At 57.3% G+C, this 15,574-nt stretch carries 12 protein-coding genes; 11 read left to right on the top strand and 1 reads right to left on the bottom strand.

Annotated features, from left to right (window positions below):
• Positions 1 to 81: 81 nt before the first annotated feature.
• The 10 genes from ACYQ15_RS06045 to ACYQ15_RS06000 all read left to right on the top strand — a co-directional run bounded on the left by ACYQ15_RS06045 (position 82) and on the right by ACYQ15_RS06000 (position 11,805).
• Positions 82 to 1,728: a hypothetical protein gene (locus ACYQ15_RS06045; protein ID WP_459936627.1), complete on the top strand. Its 1,647-nt coding sequence runs from the start codon at positions 82 to 84 to the stop codon at positions 1,726 to 1,728.
• A 2-nt stretch (positions 1,729 to 1,730) separates the two neighbouring features.
• Positions 1,731 to 2,468: an AzlC family ABC transporter permease gene (locus ACYQ15_RS06040; RefSeq protein WP_459936626.1), complete on the top strand. Its 738-nt coding sequence runs from the start codon at positions 1,731 to 1,733 to the stop codon at positions 2,466 to 2,468.
• Entirely contained in the window at positions 2,458 to 2,781 is a 324-nt protein-coding gene (locus tag ACYQ15_RS06035; RefSeq protein ID WP_459936625.1) for an AzlD family protein, read from the top strand. The genes ACYQ15_RS06040 and ACYQ15_RS06035 overlap by 11 nt, the downstream gene beginning before the upstream one ends.
• Positions 2,778 to 3,947 carry a GNAT family N-acetyltransferase gene (locus ACYQ15_RS06030; RefSeq protein WP_459936624.1) on the top strand — a complete coding sequence of 390 codons (1,170 nt, stop codon included), beginning with the start codon at positions 2,778 to 2,780 and terminating at the stop codon, positions 3,945 to 3,947. The genes ACYQ15_RS06035 and ACYQ15_RS06030 overlap by 4 nt, the downstream gene beginning before the upstream one ends.
• A 711-nt stretch (positions 3,948 to 4,658) precedes the next feature.
• The gene (locus ACYQ15_RS06025; RefSeq protein WP_459936623.1) at positions 4,659 to 5,384 is read left to right on the top strand and encodes a lysophospholipid acyltransferase family protein; all 726 of its coding nucleotides are present in this window, start codon (positions 4,659 to 4,661) and stop codon (positions 5,382 to 5,384) included.
• On the top strand, positions 5,360 to 7,018 hold the full coding sequence (locus tag ACYQ15_RS06020; RefSeq protein WP_459936622.1) for a ribonuclease J: 1,659 nt from the start codon (positions 5,360 to 5,362) through the stop codon (positions 7,016 to 7,018). The genes ACYQ15_RS06025 and ACYQ15_RS06020 overlap by 25 nt, the downstream gene beginning before the upstream one ends.
• A gap of 427 nt (positions 7,019 to 7,445) precedes the next feature.
• On the top strand, positions 7,446 to 8,225 hold the full coding sequence (locus ACYQ15_RS06015; RefSeq protein ID WP_459936621.1) for a fumarylacetoacetate hydrolase family protein: 780 nt from the start codon (positions 7,446 to 7,448) through the stop codon (positions 8,223 to 8,225).
• 532 nt (positions 8,226 to 8,757) lie between these two features.
• A complete protein-coding gene (rdgC, locus tag ACYQ15_RS06010) occupies positions 8,758 to 9,393 on the top strand; it encodes a recombination-associated protein RdgC (RefSeq protein ID WP_459936620.1) in 636 nt (211 codons plus the stop codon).
• The gene (locus tag ACYQ15_RS06005) at positions 9,390 to 9,911 is read left to right on the top strand and encodes a hypothetical protein (RefSeq protein WP_459936619.1); all 522 of its coding nucleotides are present in this window, start codon (positions 9,390 to 9,392) and stop codon (positions 9,909 to 9,911) included. The genes rdgC and ACYQ15_RS06005 overlap by 4 nt, the downstream gene beginning before the upstream one ends.
• Positions 9,912 to 10,386: 475 nt before the next feature.
• Positions 10,387 to 11,805 (top strand): 30S ribosomal protein S1, encoded by a 1,419-nt coding sequence (locus tag ACYQ15_RS06000; protein ID WP_459936618.1) that lies wholly within the window; start codon positions 10,387 to 10,389, stop codon positions 11,803 to 11,805.
• A 198-nt stretch (positions 11,806 to 12,003) separates the two neighbouring features.
• Here the strand turns inward: ACYQ15_RS06000 and ACYQ15_RS05995 are convergent, their stop codons facing one another.
• Positions 12,004 to 13,812, bottom strand: a complete 1,809-nt coding sequence (locus ACYQ15_RS05995; protein WP_459936617.1) for a YgiQ family radical SAM protein — start codon at positions 13,810 to 13,812, stop codon at positions 12,004 to 12,006.
• Between the two features lie 624 nt (positions 13,813 to 14,436).
• Here ACYQ15_RS05995 and ACYQ15_RS05990 point away from each other — a divergent pair.
• Entirely contained in the window at positions 14,437 to 15,507 is a 1,071-nt protein-coding gene (locus tag ACYQ15_RS05990) for an SO_0444 family Cu/Zn efflux transporter (protein ID WP_459936616.1), read from the top strand.
• Positions 15,508 to 15,574 lie beyond the last annotated feature (67 nt).

Below are 15,574 nucleotides of genomic sequence, written 5' to 3'. Positions count from 1 at the left end.
CCGCACTGGGGTGCGGCGCTCCCTGGATTTAACCGTTGATTGCCACAAGTTTTTGAGCAGTTACATTTTTTATTACATCATATGACGATACGAACATGCATTTCTCCTGACGGGATGTTCCGGTACGGCGTGCATCGACCTTCCTATTCCGTGGCCAATATGCGCGGCGCCGATCATCATGCGGAATTGGGGCTGACTTTTGATGGCGAGCGGGTGGAGAATCGGCGCAACTTTCCGGAAGGCGACGTTGACGTACCCCAGGCCGGGGCGATTTATGAAATTCCGAATGCTTTTGCGTTTCGGGGCACGACGTATATTGATTCCTCCTGGGCCGACGCCAAGGCGCGTGATCCCAAGTCCATTGCATTGCCGCGACAGCAAGAGGTTTCCTTGTTCCGGGCGGTGAGTTCATGGTCCGGCGACGGGATTACAAAACAAGGAATTAAAGAGTTGTTTGGTCTGCTTCCGGATTCAATTCTGGCGGCGGTGGCCACCACGTCCACGGACCCGGAGGATTTGCGAATCCTGGCGGAATCGTGCTGCGAGTTGCTCTTTGATCCGCAAACCGCAGAACCCAAGGGGTTGCGTTACACAAAGGACGATTCAGGACGAGCGCGCGCCGTGGTTCATAATCATGATCTCTTTGAAGCCGTGGCCAATAACCCGTATTTGCCCGATGCCTACAAGGTGGCCATGGTATTGCAGCCCGGAGTCCAGGGCGACAGCGAGATTGTCGGCGATGTGGGGGGCGGCGACGGCGGGACGCATGTTTTCGAGTACCTGCGTCGCAACAGCTACATTCCCTGGGGACATTTCGCGGCGAACATGGCCCATGATGCAGTGCGATACGCTGTCCGGGATCTGGATGTGGAGGATATGCGCGGTCTGCGTCATTTGTATTACCAGCGGACGTATCTGCGTCTTGCGCAAATGTTGGATCTTGATGTTCCGCGTCGCGGTATACTGAGCGAGGAGTCACTGGAAGAACTGCGTCTGGGGATCGTGGAGCGGATGGCCGAGGCGGCGAAGCAAGGTCGCGGCCTGCCGTACACCGCAACATTGTGGGGCTGGAATTTTGGTTTCGACTTTGCGCCCAGCGGCTATCGCCTTCATGCCTCGCACCAGCAGATTCACCAGCAGTTCGCCTTGATTCCGAAAACGGTTGCGTCCACCTCGTCGGCCGCCGATCAAGACCGGGAGCCGGGTCGGGATCCGCATGCCTTTGCCTGCGGCGATCTGGTGACCGATGCCGTGTCCGCCTACCGCCGTGAAACCGGCCGGGGGCTGTTTACGGACTACCTGCGGGCCATTCGGTCGAATCAGCGCACTGATGGGAGGCCGGGAGAATCCAGCCTGGTGGTATATGAGGATGAACAGGTGCTGCTGTTCGTGCCTAAAGCGCAGACATCGGCCTTTGAGTTGCAACTCATGCCCCTTGGGCCGATCGGTCACCTGCTGGAGGCGGACACGGCCTGCCGCAAGGCCCTGGACGAGGCCTTGCTCAAGGCCCAGCAGGCTCTGGAGGGGCTGGGAGCGCGCATGGTCACGAGCATCGAGTATTCCCGCCGTCTTGACTCGGACGACACGGACCAGCGCCTGCTCTATGCCTTCCTGCCCAAGCTGCCCTATGCGCCCGGCGGTTTCAGCGAGGCGCAGCTGCGCAGCATCATCGGACATTATCCCGAAGACTTCGCCCATGCCTGCCGCATGGCCCTGGCTAGGGCCTGATCATGCGGCGTCGGGAAGTCTCCAATTACCTGGAAAAGTCCGATCCTGTTCTGTTCACGTTCTCCGGTGTCCGGCGCGGTTTTCAGCTCTGTCTGCCGCTGGGCTTGAGCGTGTTCGCCTATGGGCTGGTTTTCGGCATCCTGGCCGTGCAGGCCGGGATGAGCGCCGTGCAGGCCGGGGCCATGAGCCTGAGCGTCTTTGCCGGCGCTTCCCAGTTGATGGTCCTGGAGTTCTGGGGCCCGGTCCTGCCCTTTCTCGGCATTGTCCTGACCACGTTCATCGTCAATTTGCGTCATGTGCTCATGGGCGCGGCCCTGCGCGACTGGCTGACCGGAATCGCGCCATGGAAGGCCTACAGTTCCCTGTTCTTCATGACCGATGAATCCTGGGCCCTGTCCATGCGGGAGATGGCCGGCGGCGGCCGGGACGTCGGTTTTCTGCTCGGGTCTGGGCTGTGCATCTATGTTTTCTGGTTCACGGCTACCTGCCTGGGAGCGTCCAGCGGATATTTCGTCGGTTCGGCCTTGAGCGATCCGGCCAGATGGGGACTGGATTTCGCCTTCACCGCGGTCTTCATCAGTCTGCTGATTTTTTTCTGGAAAGGACGCCGCGATCTTCCGGTCTGGCTGGTGGCCGCGGGCGCGGCCTGGATCGGCGTCCTTGTCCTGCCCGGCAAATGGTATATTCTCTGTGGCGGACTGGCCGGCGGGCTGTATGGAGCATGGCGTCATGAGTCTTGAGTCCGGAGCCGTCGCATCCAACCTGGATGTCTTTATCGTCCTTCTGGGGATGGTCGCGGCGACGTACTTCACCAGGGCGGCGGGGCTGTTTCTGATCAGCCGGGTCACGCCCACTCCCCGGGTCGAGGCTTTTTTACGACATGTTCCGGCGTCCATTCTGGTGGCCATTGTGGTTCCCAATCTGGTGAACGGAACGTTGGCGGAACGTCTGGCCGCCGGGGCAACGGCTATCGTCGCCGGCTTGACCCGCAATCTGATGGCCGCCCTGGGCGCCGGCGTTCTGGCCGTGGTGCTGCTGCGAGGAGTACTATGACCGCCGTACCGTCTCTGACCGTAACATGGCACGATCGGATTGAGGACATTGATCCGCGGGACTGGAACATGCTCTGCCGGGAGCGGGATATTCCCTTTCTGCGCTGGGAATGGCTGCACCTGCTGGAAGAGTCCGGAAGCGTCACTCCCCAAAACGGATGGCAACCCCGGCATCTGACCATGCACAGCCAGGGCCGAATGGTCGGCGCCGCGGCTTTGTACCTGAAGAGCCACAGTGACGGGGAATTCGTCTTTGATCAGGCCTGGGCTCAACTGGCTTCCAGCATGGGGGTGCGCTATTATCCGAAGCTGGTGGGGATGAGTCCTTTCAGTCCGGTCACGGCGTATCGGTTCCTGATGGCCGAGGACGTGAACCAGTCCAGGCTCAGCACGGCCATGAGCCTGGAAATTGAAAAATTTTCCCTGGAGCATGGCGTATCGGGTTGCGGGTTTCATTTCGTGACCACGGCCTGGGGACAGATCCTGGAAACCTTGGGATACAAGGTCTGGCTGCACCAGGGGTTTGTCTGGCTCAACCCCGGGTTTGCAAGTTTTGACGATTACCTCTCGGGATTGAAGGCAACCCAGCGCCGCAACGTGCGTCGCGAACGAACGCGCCTGGCCGGACAGGGCATCACCACGAAGTTTTTTTTGGGCGAGCAGATACCGGAGCCGTATTTCGAGCTGATGTATGAATTCTATGCCCGGCATAACGATCGCTTCGGGCAATGGAGCTGCAAGTTCCTGACGCCGGAGTTCTTTCAGGGACTGCGCCGGACTTTCCGCCGAAACGTGCTGATCATCGCCGCCTTTGAACCGGGCGACGATCAGCCGGTGGCCATGTCGCTGTTGATCGCCGCCGGAGATCGTCTTTATGGCCGCTACTGGGGCACGCGCAAGGAGGTGGAGTTTTTGCACTTTGAACTCTGCTACTACCGGCCCATGGAGTGGATGATCGAACAGGGTTTTCGACTCTTCGATCCCGGCATGGGCGGGGTGCACAAGGCACTGCGCGGTTTTGTCTCCGCGCCCAACTACAGCCTGCATAAATTTTTTGATCCCCGTCTGCACGGAGTGATGGAAGTCTACATTCCGGAGTACAATCGCATGGAAATGCAGGATATTGCCGCCTTGAACAGCATCCTGCCCTACAAGAGCAGGAAATGACCGGCTGGTTTCAAGGCTCTCATTTGAATTTGCGTTCATTCCGAGGACGGGTATCCAGCTCATCTCGCATGTAATCGCGATCGCAATCGAAATCGCAATCGCAATCGAAATCGAATGGTATCTATTCAGCACATCCGCGAAAAAAATCTGGATACCGGCGTTCGCCGGTATGACTGTATAGATGCAGCTTGCCACGATAAGTCATTCCGGCGAAAGCCGGAATCCAGTGCAGGTGAATGACCACCCTCCGGATGAACTGAATAGTTACATCGAATGTAACTACTCAGCACATACGGTGCATGATCAATATCCAGGTCTTTTTCTGGCTCTGCTGATTAGTCACAATCGAATGTAACTGCTCAATAAGGCAGGGTAAACAACCACCGCGGATCCGTGCTGCCTGGATACCGGCCTGCGCCGGTATGACGGAGTAGAGTACCTCGAAAGCGAGTTCTCTCGGTCGTCACCCCGGCGCAGGCCGGGGTTCAGGTGTTTTTTCTATGGTTCACTGCCCGGAGTTATTGAGTAGTTACAAACGAATAAACAAAAGAGATCATGAAACTATTGCGATAACGATACCGATTTCGATTGCGATTTCGATTTGGATTTCGATTTTATTTCGATTACCAAGGATTCAGGGGGCGGTTTCGTGATGCTTCGCCGCCGACCGCATTTACATTTTCACCTCAACCGGCTACAGGTTTCAATGAAATGTTGTCCATCATCCCATTTTATCTTCTCTTTTTTCCGCTGACCATCTTTCTTGCAATCATCGCCATTGCGCTGTCCTTTTTTGACTCCAGTGGAAATCTCCCGAGCAGGGTCGGTACCTTCTGGGGCGAGCTTGTCTGTCGTCTGGCAGGGGTCAAGGTCCATGTGGACCGGAGCGGCTTTGATCCTTCAGGCAAGTACATTCTCATGGTCAACCATCAGAGCTGGTTTGATATCCCTGTCCTTATGGTCGCCTTGAAAGGGCATCATTTTCGGTTTGTCGCCAAAGAAAGCCTCTTCCGCATCCCGTTTTTCGGCCAGGCCATGACCCGGATCGGCTATATCGGCATTGACCGTGACAATCCCCGCCGGGGCATGAAAAGCATCCAGGATGCGATTGCGAAGTCCGAGCACGCCTCGATCCTCATCTTTCCCGAAGGCTCCCGGTTCGCCCAGCTTGGCGAGTTCAAGATCGGCCCGATGATTCTGGCCATCAAGAGCGGTCGCCCCGTGGTTCCAGTTCTGATCTCCGGAAGCCACGACGTCCTGCCCAAGCCTTCCTGGAGGATCAGGCCGGGGCATGTCGCGGTTCGCTTCTTTCCCGCAATTGATACCAAGGACAATTACACGATCAAGGATCGTGAACGATTAAAGCAGGATATGTGGAATATCATGCACACGCATTCCAAGGAGACTGATGAATGGTTGACCAAGAAACGTCCGTGACCCTGACCCCTTTGGGAGGGCTGGGCGAGATCGGAATGAACTGCATGCTGCTGGAATCCGCTGACAGCATCATCGTTATCGATTGCGGGCTCATGTTTCCCAGTGATTACCACTACGGCGTGGATATTCTGATCCCGCGCTTTGAAACCCTGCTGGCCAAGAAAGACAAGATCCGGGGAATCATTCTGACGCACGGTCACGAGGACCATATCGGAGCCTTGCCGTGGCTGTTGCCCTATGTGGATGTTCCCGTCTACAGCTCGTCATTCACTTTGGCCCTGCTGGATAACAAGCTGCGGGAGCACAACCTGAACAAATATGTGGATCTGCGTCAGGTTTCCGGTGGGGATCAGGTGAAACTGGGTCCGTTCACGGTCCATTTTATTCCGGTGTGCCATTCGATCATCAACGGCTTCGGCCTGGGCATCGAGACTCCGGTGGGACGCATCGTGCACAGCGGTGACTTCAAGATCGACCTGACGCCCATGGACAACCAGTTTACTGATCTGGATGCCTTTGCCGCCTTTTCCGAGCCGGGCGTGCACTTGCTGCTTTCGGACTCCACCAATATCGAACGCGACGGCGTGACTCTGACCGAGATGGAGATCAAGGCGGCCCTGGAGCGGACCTTTCGTCAGGCCGAGGGCCGGATCATCATCACCTTGTTTTCCAGCCATATTCAACGGATGCAGGAAGTTTTCGACCTGGCGGCCTTGACCGGACGGAAGGTGGCCATCAGCGGCAGAAGCCTGGTGAACAATATCGGCCTGGCGCGAGAGTTGGGCTACCTGCGGGCTGCACCGGACGCCACCTGTTCCCTTGAAGATATCGACAACATGCGCGACGACAAGCTCGTGCTTCTTGTGACCGGGTCACAGGGGGAGCCGCTTTCCGTTCTGACGCGCATCGCCCAGGGCGATCATCGCCAGATCAAGATTCATAAAGGGGACTTGGTATTGATGTCCTCACGGATCATTCCCGGCAACACCAAGGCCATATCGCGGGTGATCAACAACCTTTATCGGCTGGGCGCCGAAGTGTTGTACGAAAAGGTGCAGGGCATCCACGCCTCAGGCCATGCCCACCGGGAAGAACTGGCCACCATGCTGAACACGGTCAAGCCCAAGTTTTTCGTACCCATCCACGGCGAGTACCGTCACCTGGTGAAGCATTGCCAGTTGGCCCGGGAATGTGGGGTGGCTTCGGAACGAGCCATTGTTCTGGACAACGGTCAGCCATTGACCTTTTTCGAGCGGGGCATCCGCTTTGAGGATCGAATTCGGGTGGATTCGACCCTGGTGGACGGCAAGGGAGTCGGAGACGTGGGAGCCAGCGTGCTCAAGGAACGTAAATTGCTTGCAGAGGAAGGACTGGTGGTCGTGCACCTGGTCATTGATCAGGAAACGGGACACATCCTCGTTGGTCCGGAGATGATTACCAAGGGCTTTGTTTTTGAGCAGCAGTTCGAACACGTTCTGGACGACTCCAAGTGCCTGATCCTGGATGTTTTCGAATCCAATCCCAAAGCCTCGCCCAAGAAAAATGCTGAACGAATACGAGTAGTTTTGCGTAGCTTTTTCCGCAAGGTGCTGCAACGCGACCCCGTGGTCTTGCCCGTTGTCGTCGGGGTGTAACGTGGCAGAGGCCAGCCAGGCCGGACAAGTCTCTCGCCGGAAGGGCTTGGTCCTGGCGAGCCGACACCAAATTGTTTCCGGCGCAGGGCCTCTGGTTTCTCTGAGCATGTCGGCGTGGAACGAGTCCGGCTCAATCGGACAGTAACGGCGCAACACCGAGACAAGATCGACCAGCTTTCACCTTGAGTTTTAGGAGTGTAACTGCGTATGGCTCCAGGCACGTGGACCAAACAAAAACACCTGGACCCCGGTCTGCGTCGTGACGATCCAGAGAACTCGCTATCGAGATATTTTTTTAGTCCTACCGGCGCAGCCCGGTATCCGGACAGCACGGAGTCACGGCGGAAAGGCTACCAATCTTTTTGAGCAATTGCCAAGAAGTTGCTGAAGCGCAACCTATTTGGTTGAAACCTCCAGGGAGTTTTTTATGCGTGTCGTGCGAGTTCAATATGCGGGGAAGACGTTCTATGCCACCCTGCAACCGGATCATGTGATGTGTCTGAACAAGGACATGGGGTTGAACGATCCGATTGGTCTGGATCAGATTGCCCTGCTTCCTCCGGTGGCCCCGAGCAAGATCATCTGCGCGGCCCTGAACTACCATGCCCACGCTGAGGAAATGGGCCAACCCGTTCCGGATGAGCCGGTTCTTTTTCTCAAACCCCCTTCCGCGGTCATCGGCGCCTGGCAGCCCATAGTCCTGCCTGTCCAGTCCTTTCGGGTCGATTATGAAGGAGAATTGGCCGTGGTCATCGGCAAGCCCTGCCGGCGGGTCAACGCGACCCAGGCCGCGGAATACATCTTCGGGTATACCTGCGCCAACGACATTACCGCCCGGGATCTGCAAACCAAGGACGGCCAATACGGGCGGGCAAAAGGATTTGATACCTTTGCGCCCATTGGACCGTGGATCGAGACGGAAGTGCCCGATCCTTCCGAACTGACGCTGGTCACCAGGGTCAATGGGCAGGTGCGTCAGAGCGGCAACACCGGCGACATGATTTTCAGCGCCTGGGAGTTGCTCAGCTTTGCCTCCCATGTGATGACCCTGCTCCCCGGGGATGTTATCCTGACTGGTACGCCTCCCGGAATCGGCCCCCTGCATGCTGGAGACGAGGTGCAGGTGGAAATTTCGGATATCGCCTTGCTGACCAACACGGTGATCGTGGAACAGGATCACGTGGAAGGGTATTCCGTTATTCAATAATGCGTTTGCGACATTTTCGGAGCAAGAAGAGCCGCCGTAGATTGAACCACGGGGCGCACGGGGAGCACGGGGAAGGTTGTTATCAGTTAATGGTTATCGGGGCCGGAAACTGTTTGGCAATTGAAGCCAACGCAGCGCGATCGTAACTGCTCAGCTCGTCCGAATATTAATGGGCTGGGTACAAGCCTGTGCGTACATGACTGACTCGGCGACGGCATGAGAAACAACGTCATTCCCGCGAAGGCGGGAATCCAGGTCATGCTTGCCGCAAGTTTGAAAACTGTCTTGCCCCGTAACTGCTCAATAACACTAGGCAATTAACTATACGAAACACCTGGACCCCGGCCTACGCCGGGGTGACGACCGAAGGAACTTGCCACGTGGCACTCCATTTTGTCATACCGGCGCAGGCCGGTATCCAGGCAAAACGGAACTTTGGGGGCAGGCTGTCAGGTCTTATTGAAGCAATTACCTTCAAGCTGAGTAGTAACGCGCGATAAAATCAATTTGTATCCAGGAACAGGAGTTGTGAGTGGGCTTTCTTTCCGCGAGTACGGGGTTGACGAGATACAGATTGCCGGATGACGTCGGGGACGATGTTCTTACAGAAATTCCCAGGCGATTGAAGAGTTTCGCCTTTGTGGATATTGATCAGAGCATGGAGGAGCGATCCTTCGGGTGGGTCTGTTTCGATGACCTTCTGGATGTGGAATGGGCCGCGGCCGGTCCGGAGAAGGGGCCCTACCTGGCGTTTTCCCTTCGCCTGGATACCCGCCGCATTCCGCCCGCGGTGTTCAAGAAGCACTGGATGATCGCCTTGAAGGAACGGCAGGCTCAACTTGCCCAGGAGGGCAAGAAGTTCGTGCCCAAGGATCAGAAAACCGAACTGCGCGAGCAGGTGCGCCAGAAACTGCTGATGCGCAGTCTGCCGATTCCGGCTGTCTTCGATGTAGTCTGGAGTGTACGCGACAACAGGGTGTACCTGGCCACCACCAACGGCAAGGTCCGCACGCTTTTTGAAGATCTGTTCGCCCGGACATTTCAGTCCGAACTGGAGCCCTTGACGCCGGTCGTCCTGGGTCTGGAGATGCTGGGGGCTGGGGCTGAAGGTCATCTGACAAGCTTTGAAGGTTCGGTTTTCATTCCAGCCCGGGAGGCTTCCCAGTGACCCTGGAAACGATCAAGGCCAAGGACCTGGCCCTGGGGCAGGAATTTCTGACCTGGGCCTGGTTTCGCAGCGTGCGTAACAACGGGCAGTGGCAGACCATGGACGGTGTGGCGTTCGGGTTGATCTTCGAGGGCCGGGTCATGGTCCAGAGTGGAGAAGGCGAATACCTGGAATCCGCGATCTGTAGCGGTCCCGGCGGTGAACTGCACGAGGCCAAGACCGGTTTGGCACGGGGCAAGAAGGTTCATCAGGCTAAATTGCGAATGGATGAAGACGGTCAGGGCTGGCAGGTCACGGTAAAGGCCGAGGATTTTTCCACGGGCGGCTTCAAGACCCCCAAGGTTGAGTTCAAATTGGAAGAAGGGCAGGATCCCGACGGTCCTTTTCTGGAAAAGATGTATCTTCTCGAACGGGGCCTGTTCTTTTTCGACCAGATGTTTCTGCAATTCCTGAAGCTGCGATTCTCGCCTGAATGGTCCCAGGAACTGAACGCCATCCGCAAATGGGTGGCTGACTGACAAATATGTCACCGGATGTATTTCCCTACTCCATGCATCATGCCCAGGGCGATCAATCTGGTTGGATTACAGTGACATACTGCTTCAAGCCTGTCACAAAACAAGAATTTGTTATCGGTTAGTATTTATTAGCATGCCACTGCCTTGTGGACTTTAGCATCGCAGTCGGCGTCGGTATCGGTATCGGGATCGCAGGCGGAGCCATGCGTAGATCTTTTCAACATTTTCGAATCCGATTCCGACCCCGACACCGACCCCGATGTCGGAGGCAGATCGCACATTATGTACTGAATAGTTATCGGTTATTTGTTATCAGTTATCAGGATGAACCAGATGACAAAACTGATAACTGGGGTTGCGGGGAAAGCCCGCTTTAGACATTTCTTATACTGAATACGGGATTTCCCGAAAACTGCACATTTTGACCAGCCAACGTCTCGACGCAGAAAAACGACCTTGCACAGGAGCACATCGTATGTCCGATTCGCAAATGGAACAGAGTTTTGCCGAAATGTTCGAAGCCTCTGAAATGGAAATGAAACCGGAACTCCGGGTCGGCAACCGGATCAAGGGCAAAATCATCGCTGTCGGCGAGGAAATGGTCTATGTGGATACCGGGACCAAGAGCGACGGCGTGATTGATAAGCACGAGCTTCTGGATAAGGACGGGGCGTTTACCATGCGGGAGGGCGATGAAGTCGAGTTGTACGTGGTTTCGATGCAGGGCAGTCAGATCCGGCTTGCGCGTGCCTTGGGCGGCGAGGGCGGCATGGAGCAGTTGCAGCAGGCCATGGAGGAGCGCATTCCCGTGGAAGGCAAAATCAAGGAGGTCTGCAAGGGCGGCTTCCGGGTCCGCGTGCTGGACAAGATTGCCTTTTGTCCGCTGAGTCAGGTGGACAAGCGTCCGGTGACCAACCCCGACGACCTCGTGGGCCAGAACATGCAGTTTTTGATCACCCGCATCGAGGAGCGGGGGCGGAACATCGTGGTTTCCCGAAGAGCGCTTCTGGACCTGGAACAGGCCCACTCCCTGGCCGAGTTCCTGGACCGCACCAAGGTCGGCGACGTGCTGCAGGGTACGGTTACCCGCCTTGCTCCTTTCGGAGCCTTCGTGGAGGTTGCCCCGGCCCTTGAGGGCTTGGTCCATGTTTCAGAAATGGGCTGGTCCAGAAACATCTCCCCCGAGGACGTGGTTGCGCCAGGGGATCAGGTGACCGTGAAACTGCTGAAGGTCGATGACCAGGGCAAGGGACAGGTCCGGGTGGAGTTGTCCATGAAGCAGGCCATGGAAGACCCCTGGGGGCAAGTTGCCGCGGAGGTGCAGGTCGGCGCCAAGATCACGGGCAGGGTGACCAACCTCGCGCCCTTTGGTGCTTTTGTCGAAATCCTTCCGGGCATCGAGGGTCTCGTGCACGTCAGCGAAATGAGCTACCTCAAGCGCGTGCACAAGCCCGGCGACGTGGTGGCCGTTGGTGACATGGTCCCGGTCATGGTCAAGTCCATTGACTTGCAGACGAAACGCATCGGACTGTCCATGCGCGACGCCGAGGGTGACCCCTGGGACGGACTGACCGACCGATACAAGAAAGGCCAGGTTGTGCAGGGCATACTGGAGAAAAGAGAAGCCTTCGGCATGTTCGTCCGGCTCGAACCCGGGGTTGTTGGGCTGCTTCCGGCTTCACGGCTGGAACGCTCCGAAGACGATGTTTACGGCAAGGCCAAACCCGGAGATACGCTCCCGGTGGCCATTGATGTCGTGGATCTGGAAAAAAGACGCATATCTCTGGGGGTGCCGGACGCCGAGCAAAGCGATGACTGGAAGAGCCACGCCGTGCAGGAAGCTCCCATGGGAAGCTTGGGGGAACAATTGAAAAAGGCCATGGAGCAGAAATGAGCTTGATGCAAAAAGTCATTTGCACCAAGCAGTGGTCAGTGATCAGTGGTTTGTGGACAGTAAAATCAGCATGTTGCCGGAAGTTTACAAGGTTGTGGATTCAGTCCACGGACTTTTTGCAGTGGCCTCAGAAATCTCAGAAATAGGATTTAATCAAATCACCCAAAAAAAGGGGCGAAGGCATCTTCGCCCCTTTTTTTATTTCTTCTTCCGCGCCCTGCTTCGTGTCTGGTCTTTTTTCGCGGGAGAGGCCGGTTCAAGCAGGGACGTCAATTTTTTGTGTTGCGCCTGGCGTTGGGCATCGCCGCTGGCGACGAACAAAGGATTGCCCGCAGTGTCTTTCCCGGCATGAAACATGGCCGTGGCCAGGGTTCCGGGGGTGGGCACGAAGCATTGGACCTGCTGCGGCCGCCAGCCTTTTTGCTTCAGCCAGTTGGCCAGTTCGGCCATGTCCTGATCCGTGCAACCCGGGAAAGCGCTCATCAGGTAGGGAACGACAAACTGTTTTTTGCCGATCCTGGCGGATTGGTGTTCGAACAGGGCCAAAAACTGCTCAAAAACCTTGAACCGGGGCTTGCGCATCAATCGCAGAACGTTTTCCGAGGCGTGCTCCGGGGCCAGTTTGAGCTGACCGCCGACAAAATCCCGGATCAATCCCACCGCGGCCTTGGTATCCTGAAGCAGCAGATCAAAACGGACTCCGCTGGCAACACGCACATGGCGGACATCCGGCAATCCCCGGATTTCAGAGAGCATGGCCAGGATGGATTGCTGGTCGACGCGAAAAAAGGGGCAGACCGCCGGGTGCATGCAGCTGTTCCTTTGGCATGGCTCGCTTTCACGGGAGCAGGTGGCCTGCCACATGTTCGCGCTCGGCCCGCCCACATCGCTGATCACTCCTTTCCAATGATCCATGGCGGTCATCTTCCGGGCTTCGGCCATGATGGATTTCTTGCTGCGCGAGCTGATCCGGCGGCCTTGATGGAGGGCCAGGGAGCAGAACGAGCAGCCTCCTCCGCATCCGCGATGCGTCGTGATGCTGGCCGCAATCATTTCCAGGGCCGGGATCGGTTCCGTGTAGGAGGGGTGCTGTCGCCGGGCAAAGGGCAAATCGTACAGGGCGTCCATTTCCTGTTCGCTCAATGGAGCGGATGGAGCCGTGAGCACGAGCAGCCTGTCGCCCACGGACTGGATCAAGGCGTGCTGTCCCTGGTGAACATGCTGTTCCATGAGTTCCGTCGCCTTGAGCAAGGTATGGGGCGATGACAAGATTTGATCGTGGGACGGCAATTCCAGGGCATCGGGCAGCCGTGGCAGATCTGCCTCGCGGCAGGAAAAAACAGCCCCCGGAATCTGCAGGCATGTTTTGACGGAAAGGGGGGCGGCGGGTTGTTCCGCTGACTTGTCCGCTTTCAAGGCTGTTTCCAGCGCCAGTGCCAGTGCCAGAACGGATCTTTCGGCCATGCCGGAGAGCAACAGGTCCGCCTTGCTGTCCAGCAGAATGGATCGACGGATCTTGTCGGTCCAAAAATCATAATGGGATATTCGCCGCAGGGAAGCCTCAATTCCGCCGATAACCACGGGCAGACCGGGAAAGGCGCGCTTGACCAGATTGGTGTAGACGATGGTCGCCCGGTTTGGCCGTGCTCCGGCTCGGCCTCCGGGGGAATAGGCGTCGTCGCGGCGAATTCGTCGAAAGGCCGTGTAATGGGCCAGCATGGAGTCCAGAGCGCCGGCAGTGACCCCGGAAAAGAGCCGGGGACGTCCCAGAGCCAGGATGTCCTCCAGGCTGTCCCAGCGCGGTTGGGCCACGATACCGACCTTGAATCCGTGGGCCGAGAGCCAACGCCCCAGGAGCGGTACCCCGAAAGCGGGGTGGTCGATGTAGGCGTCGCCGGTGACCAGGAGGATATCGAGTTCGCGCCAGCCCAGGTCCTGCATTTCGCTGCGCGACATGGGCAGAAATTCGGGTTGGGCTGGAGTGTTGGAGAGGGACTTTGTGACCATTCGTCGTTCACCTGAGCCATTAGAAAAATTTCGTGGGCTGGATTGCCTGAAAGGAGCTTAGCCCCTTCTTCCCGGTTCGGAAAGTGTGTTGGGTACGTTGTAACTATTCAGCACATACTCTGGTCACTCGCCGGAGCTGGATTCCGGCTTTCGCCGGAATGACGTATCATGCCACGTCCTTTCCAAGTTAAGTCATACCGGCGAAGGCCGGCGCTATCGCTATCTAGTCCGATTTGTCTCGGATGAGCTTCGGATGAGCTTCGGATGAGCTGAGGAGTTACGATACGTTTAGCTGACTGTTTTCCGCGGATGCATTCCCATATTGCGGCTTGCACCGACATTGTCACTGCAATACAACGAAATCGGCGGATGAGATACCAAAATCAGGGCGATCAGGTTACTGCCCCTCCCTGGGAGCGCCGCACCCCAGTGCGGCCTCTGGCGCCGAATGAACGAATGCAAGCCGCACTGAAGGCGGTGATCCCAGGCCGCACTGGGGTGCGAGGTTCCCAAAAGTGAGAGGGGGTTGTGTGGTATGGACTCAAAAAGAGCTATCCAGTGACGTAATATGTCCAGAGCTGCTGGGCACCCTGCTGAGTTGACACTGAACATTCACCAAAAACGATGACCGTATTTGCTGAAATTCTGTCCGTTGCTCTGGCCGCGGCCCCCTGGTTGCTTCTGGGATTGTTCGCCGGGGGGCTGGTCAAGGCGTTTGTTCCGGAAAGCATCCTGAAGCGTATGGTCGGCGGCCGTGGATTTATTGCCGTTGCGCGGGCCGCGGTTGTCGGCGCGCCATTGCCGCTGTGTTCCTGCGGCGCGATTCCCGCGGCCCTGGCCCTGCATCGAGGAGGCGCGGGGCGTGGACCAACCACCGCTTTCCTGATCGGCACGCCGGGTATCGGCGTGGATTCAATCACCATCACCTACGCGCTGCTTGGGCCGTTCATGGCCGTTATTCGCGCTCTGGGCGCAGTGGTCACGGCCCTGATTACCGGTCTGCTCGTGGCTGCCGTCGCGGACAAGGGTGCATCCTTGCCCTTGGCGGATACAACTGCCTCATGCAACGGGGAATGCTCCGGCGGCACATGTTCCGGAGGCTTGAAGCCCTTGACTCTGGAACCCGCGCCGTCGGCCGGAGCCCGACTTCGTGGCGGCATGCGCTTTGCCTTCCGTGACCTGCTGGACGATATCAGCGCCTGGATCTTCGCCGGCCTGGCCATTGCCGGAATACTCATCGCCTTTATGCCGCCTGAAGCGATGGCCGCCTACGGAAGCGGTCTTTTGCCGATGCTGTTCATGGCCGTGGTCGGCATGCCTCTTTACATCTGCGCCACCGCGGCCACGCCCATCGCCGCCGGAATGCTTCTGGTGGGCGTCTCTCCCGGCACGGTACTCGTCTTCCTGCTCACCAGCCCGGTCACGAGCATGGCGACGCTCGGCATTTATCGTCGGGAAATGGGCAACAAGGCCCTGGGCTGCTATCTCTTCGGCATCGTCTTCACGGCGGTGCTTCTGGGGATTTTGGTGGATCAGGCGGTTGCCTGGCGGGATGTTGACGTTGTCGGCCAGATCGGAGCCGTACAGGAGATCATGCCGCAATGGCTGGAGTGGAGTTCTCTGGCCATCTTTATCGTGCTGGCCGTGCGGCCGGTCAGATCCAGGATTGGTTCATGGTTCACACGTCATCCTTGAGAACCTGCCGGTTAATAAATCATTTGACTCGAAACAGTTAAAGAAACTATTCGTGCTTCACGCAATA

The sequence above is a fragment of the Desulfonatronum parangueonense genome (assembly GCF_054656975.1).
Note: the sequence above shows the minus strand (reverse complement) of the source record. Positions and strands in the feature narration are given on the sequence as shown.

Excerpts from the sequence above, each read along its gene's own strand:
- ACYQ15_RS06045 (WP_459936627.1), top strand. The coding sequence starts at position 82 with ATGACGATACGAACATGCATTTCTCCTGACGGGATGTTCCGGTACGGC.
- ACYQ15_RS06040 (WP_459936626.1), top strand. The coding sequence starts at position 1,731 with ATGCGGCGTCGGGAAGTCTCCAATTACCTGGAAAAGTCCGATCCTGTT.
- ACYQ15_RS06035 (WP_459936625.1), top strand. The coding sequence starts at position 2,458 with ATGAGTCTTGAGTCCGGAGCCGTCGCATCCAACCTGGATGTCTTTATC.
- ACYQ15_RS06030 (WP_459936624.1), top strand. The coding sequence starts at position 2,778 with ATGACCGCCGTACCGTCTCTGACCGTAACATGGCACGATCGGATTGAG.
- ACYQ15_RS06025 (WP_459936623.1), top strand. The coding sequence starts at position 4,659 with ATGTTGTCCATCATCCCATTTTATCTTCTCTTTTTTCCGCTGACCATC.
- ACYQ15_RS06020 (WP_459936622.1), top strand. The coding sequence starts at position 5,360 with ATGGTTGACCAAGAAACGTCCGTGACCCTGACCCCTTTGGGAGGGCTG.
- ACYQ15_RS06015 (WP_459936621.1), top strand. The coding sequence starts at position 7,446 with ATGCGTGTCGTGCGAGTTCAATATGCGGGGAAGACGTTCTATGCCACC.
- ACYQ15_RS06000 (WP_459936618.1), top strand. The coding sequence starts at position 10,387 with ATGTCCGATTCGCAAATGGAACAGAGTTTTGCCGAAATGTTCGAAGCC.
- ACYQ15_RS05995 (WP_459936617.1), bottom strand. The coding sequence starts at position 13,812 with ATGGTCACAAAGTCCCTCTCCAACACTCCAGCCCAACCCGAATTTCTG.
- ACYQ15_RS05990 (WP_459936616.1), top strand. The coding sequence starts at position 14,437 with ATGACCGTATTTGCTGAAATTCTGTCCGTTGCTCTGGCCGCGGCCCCC.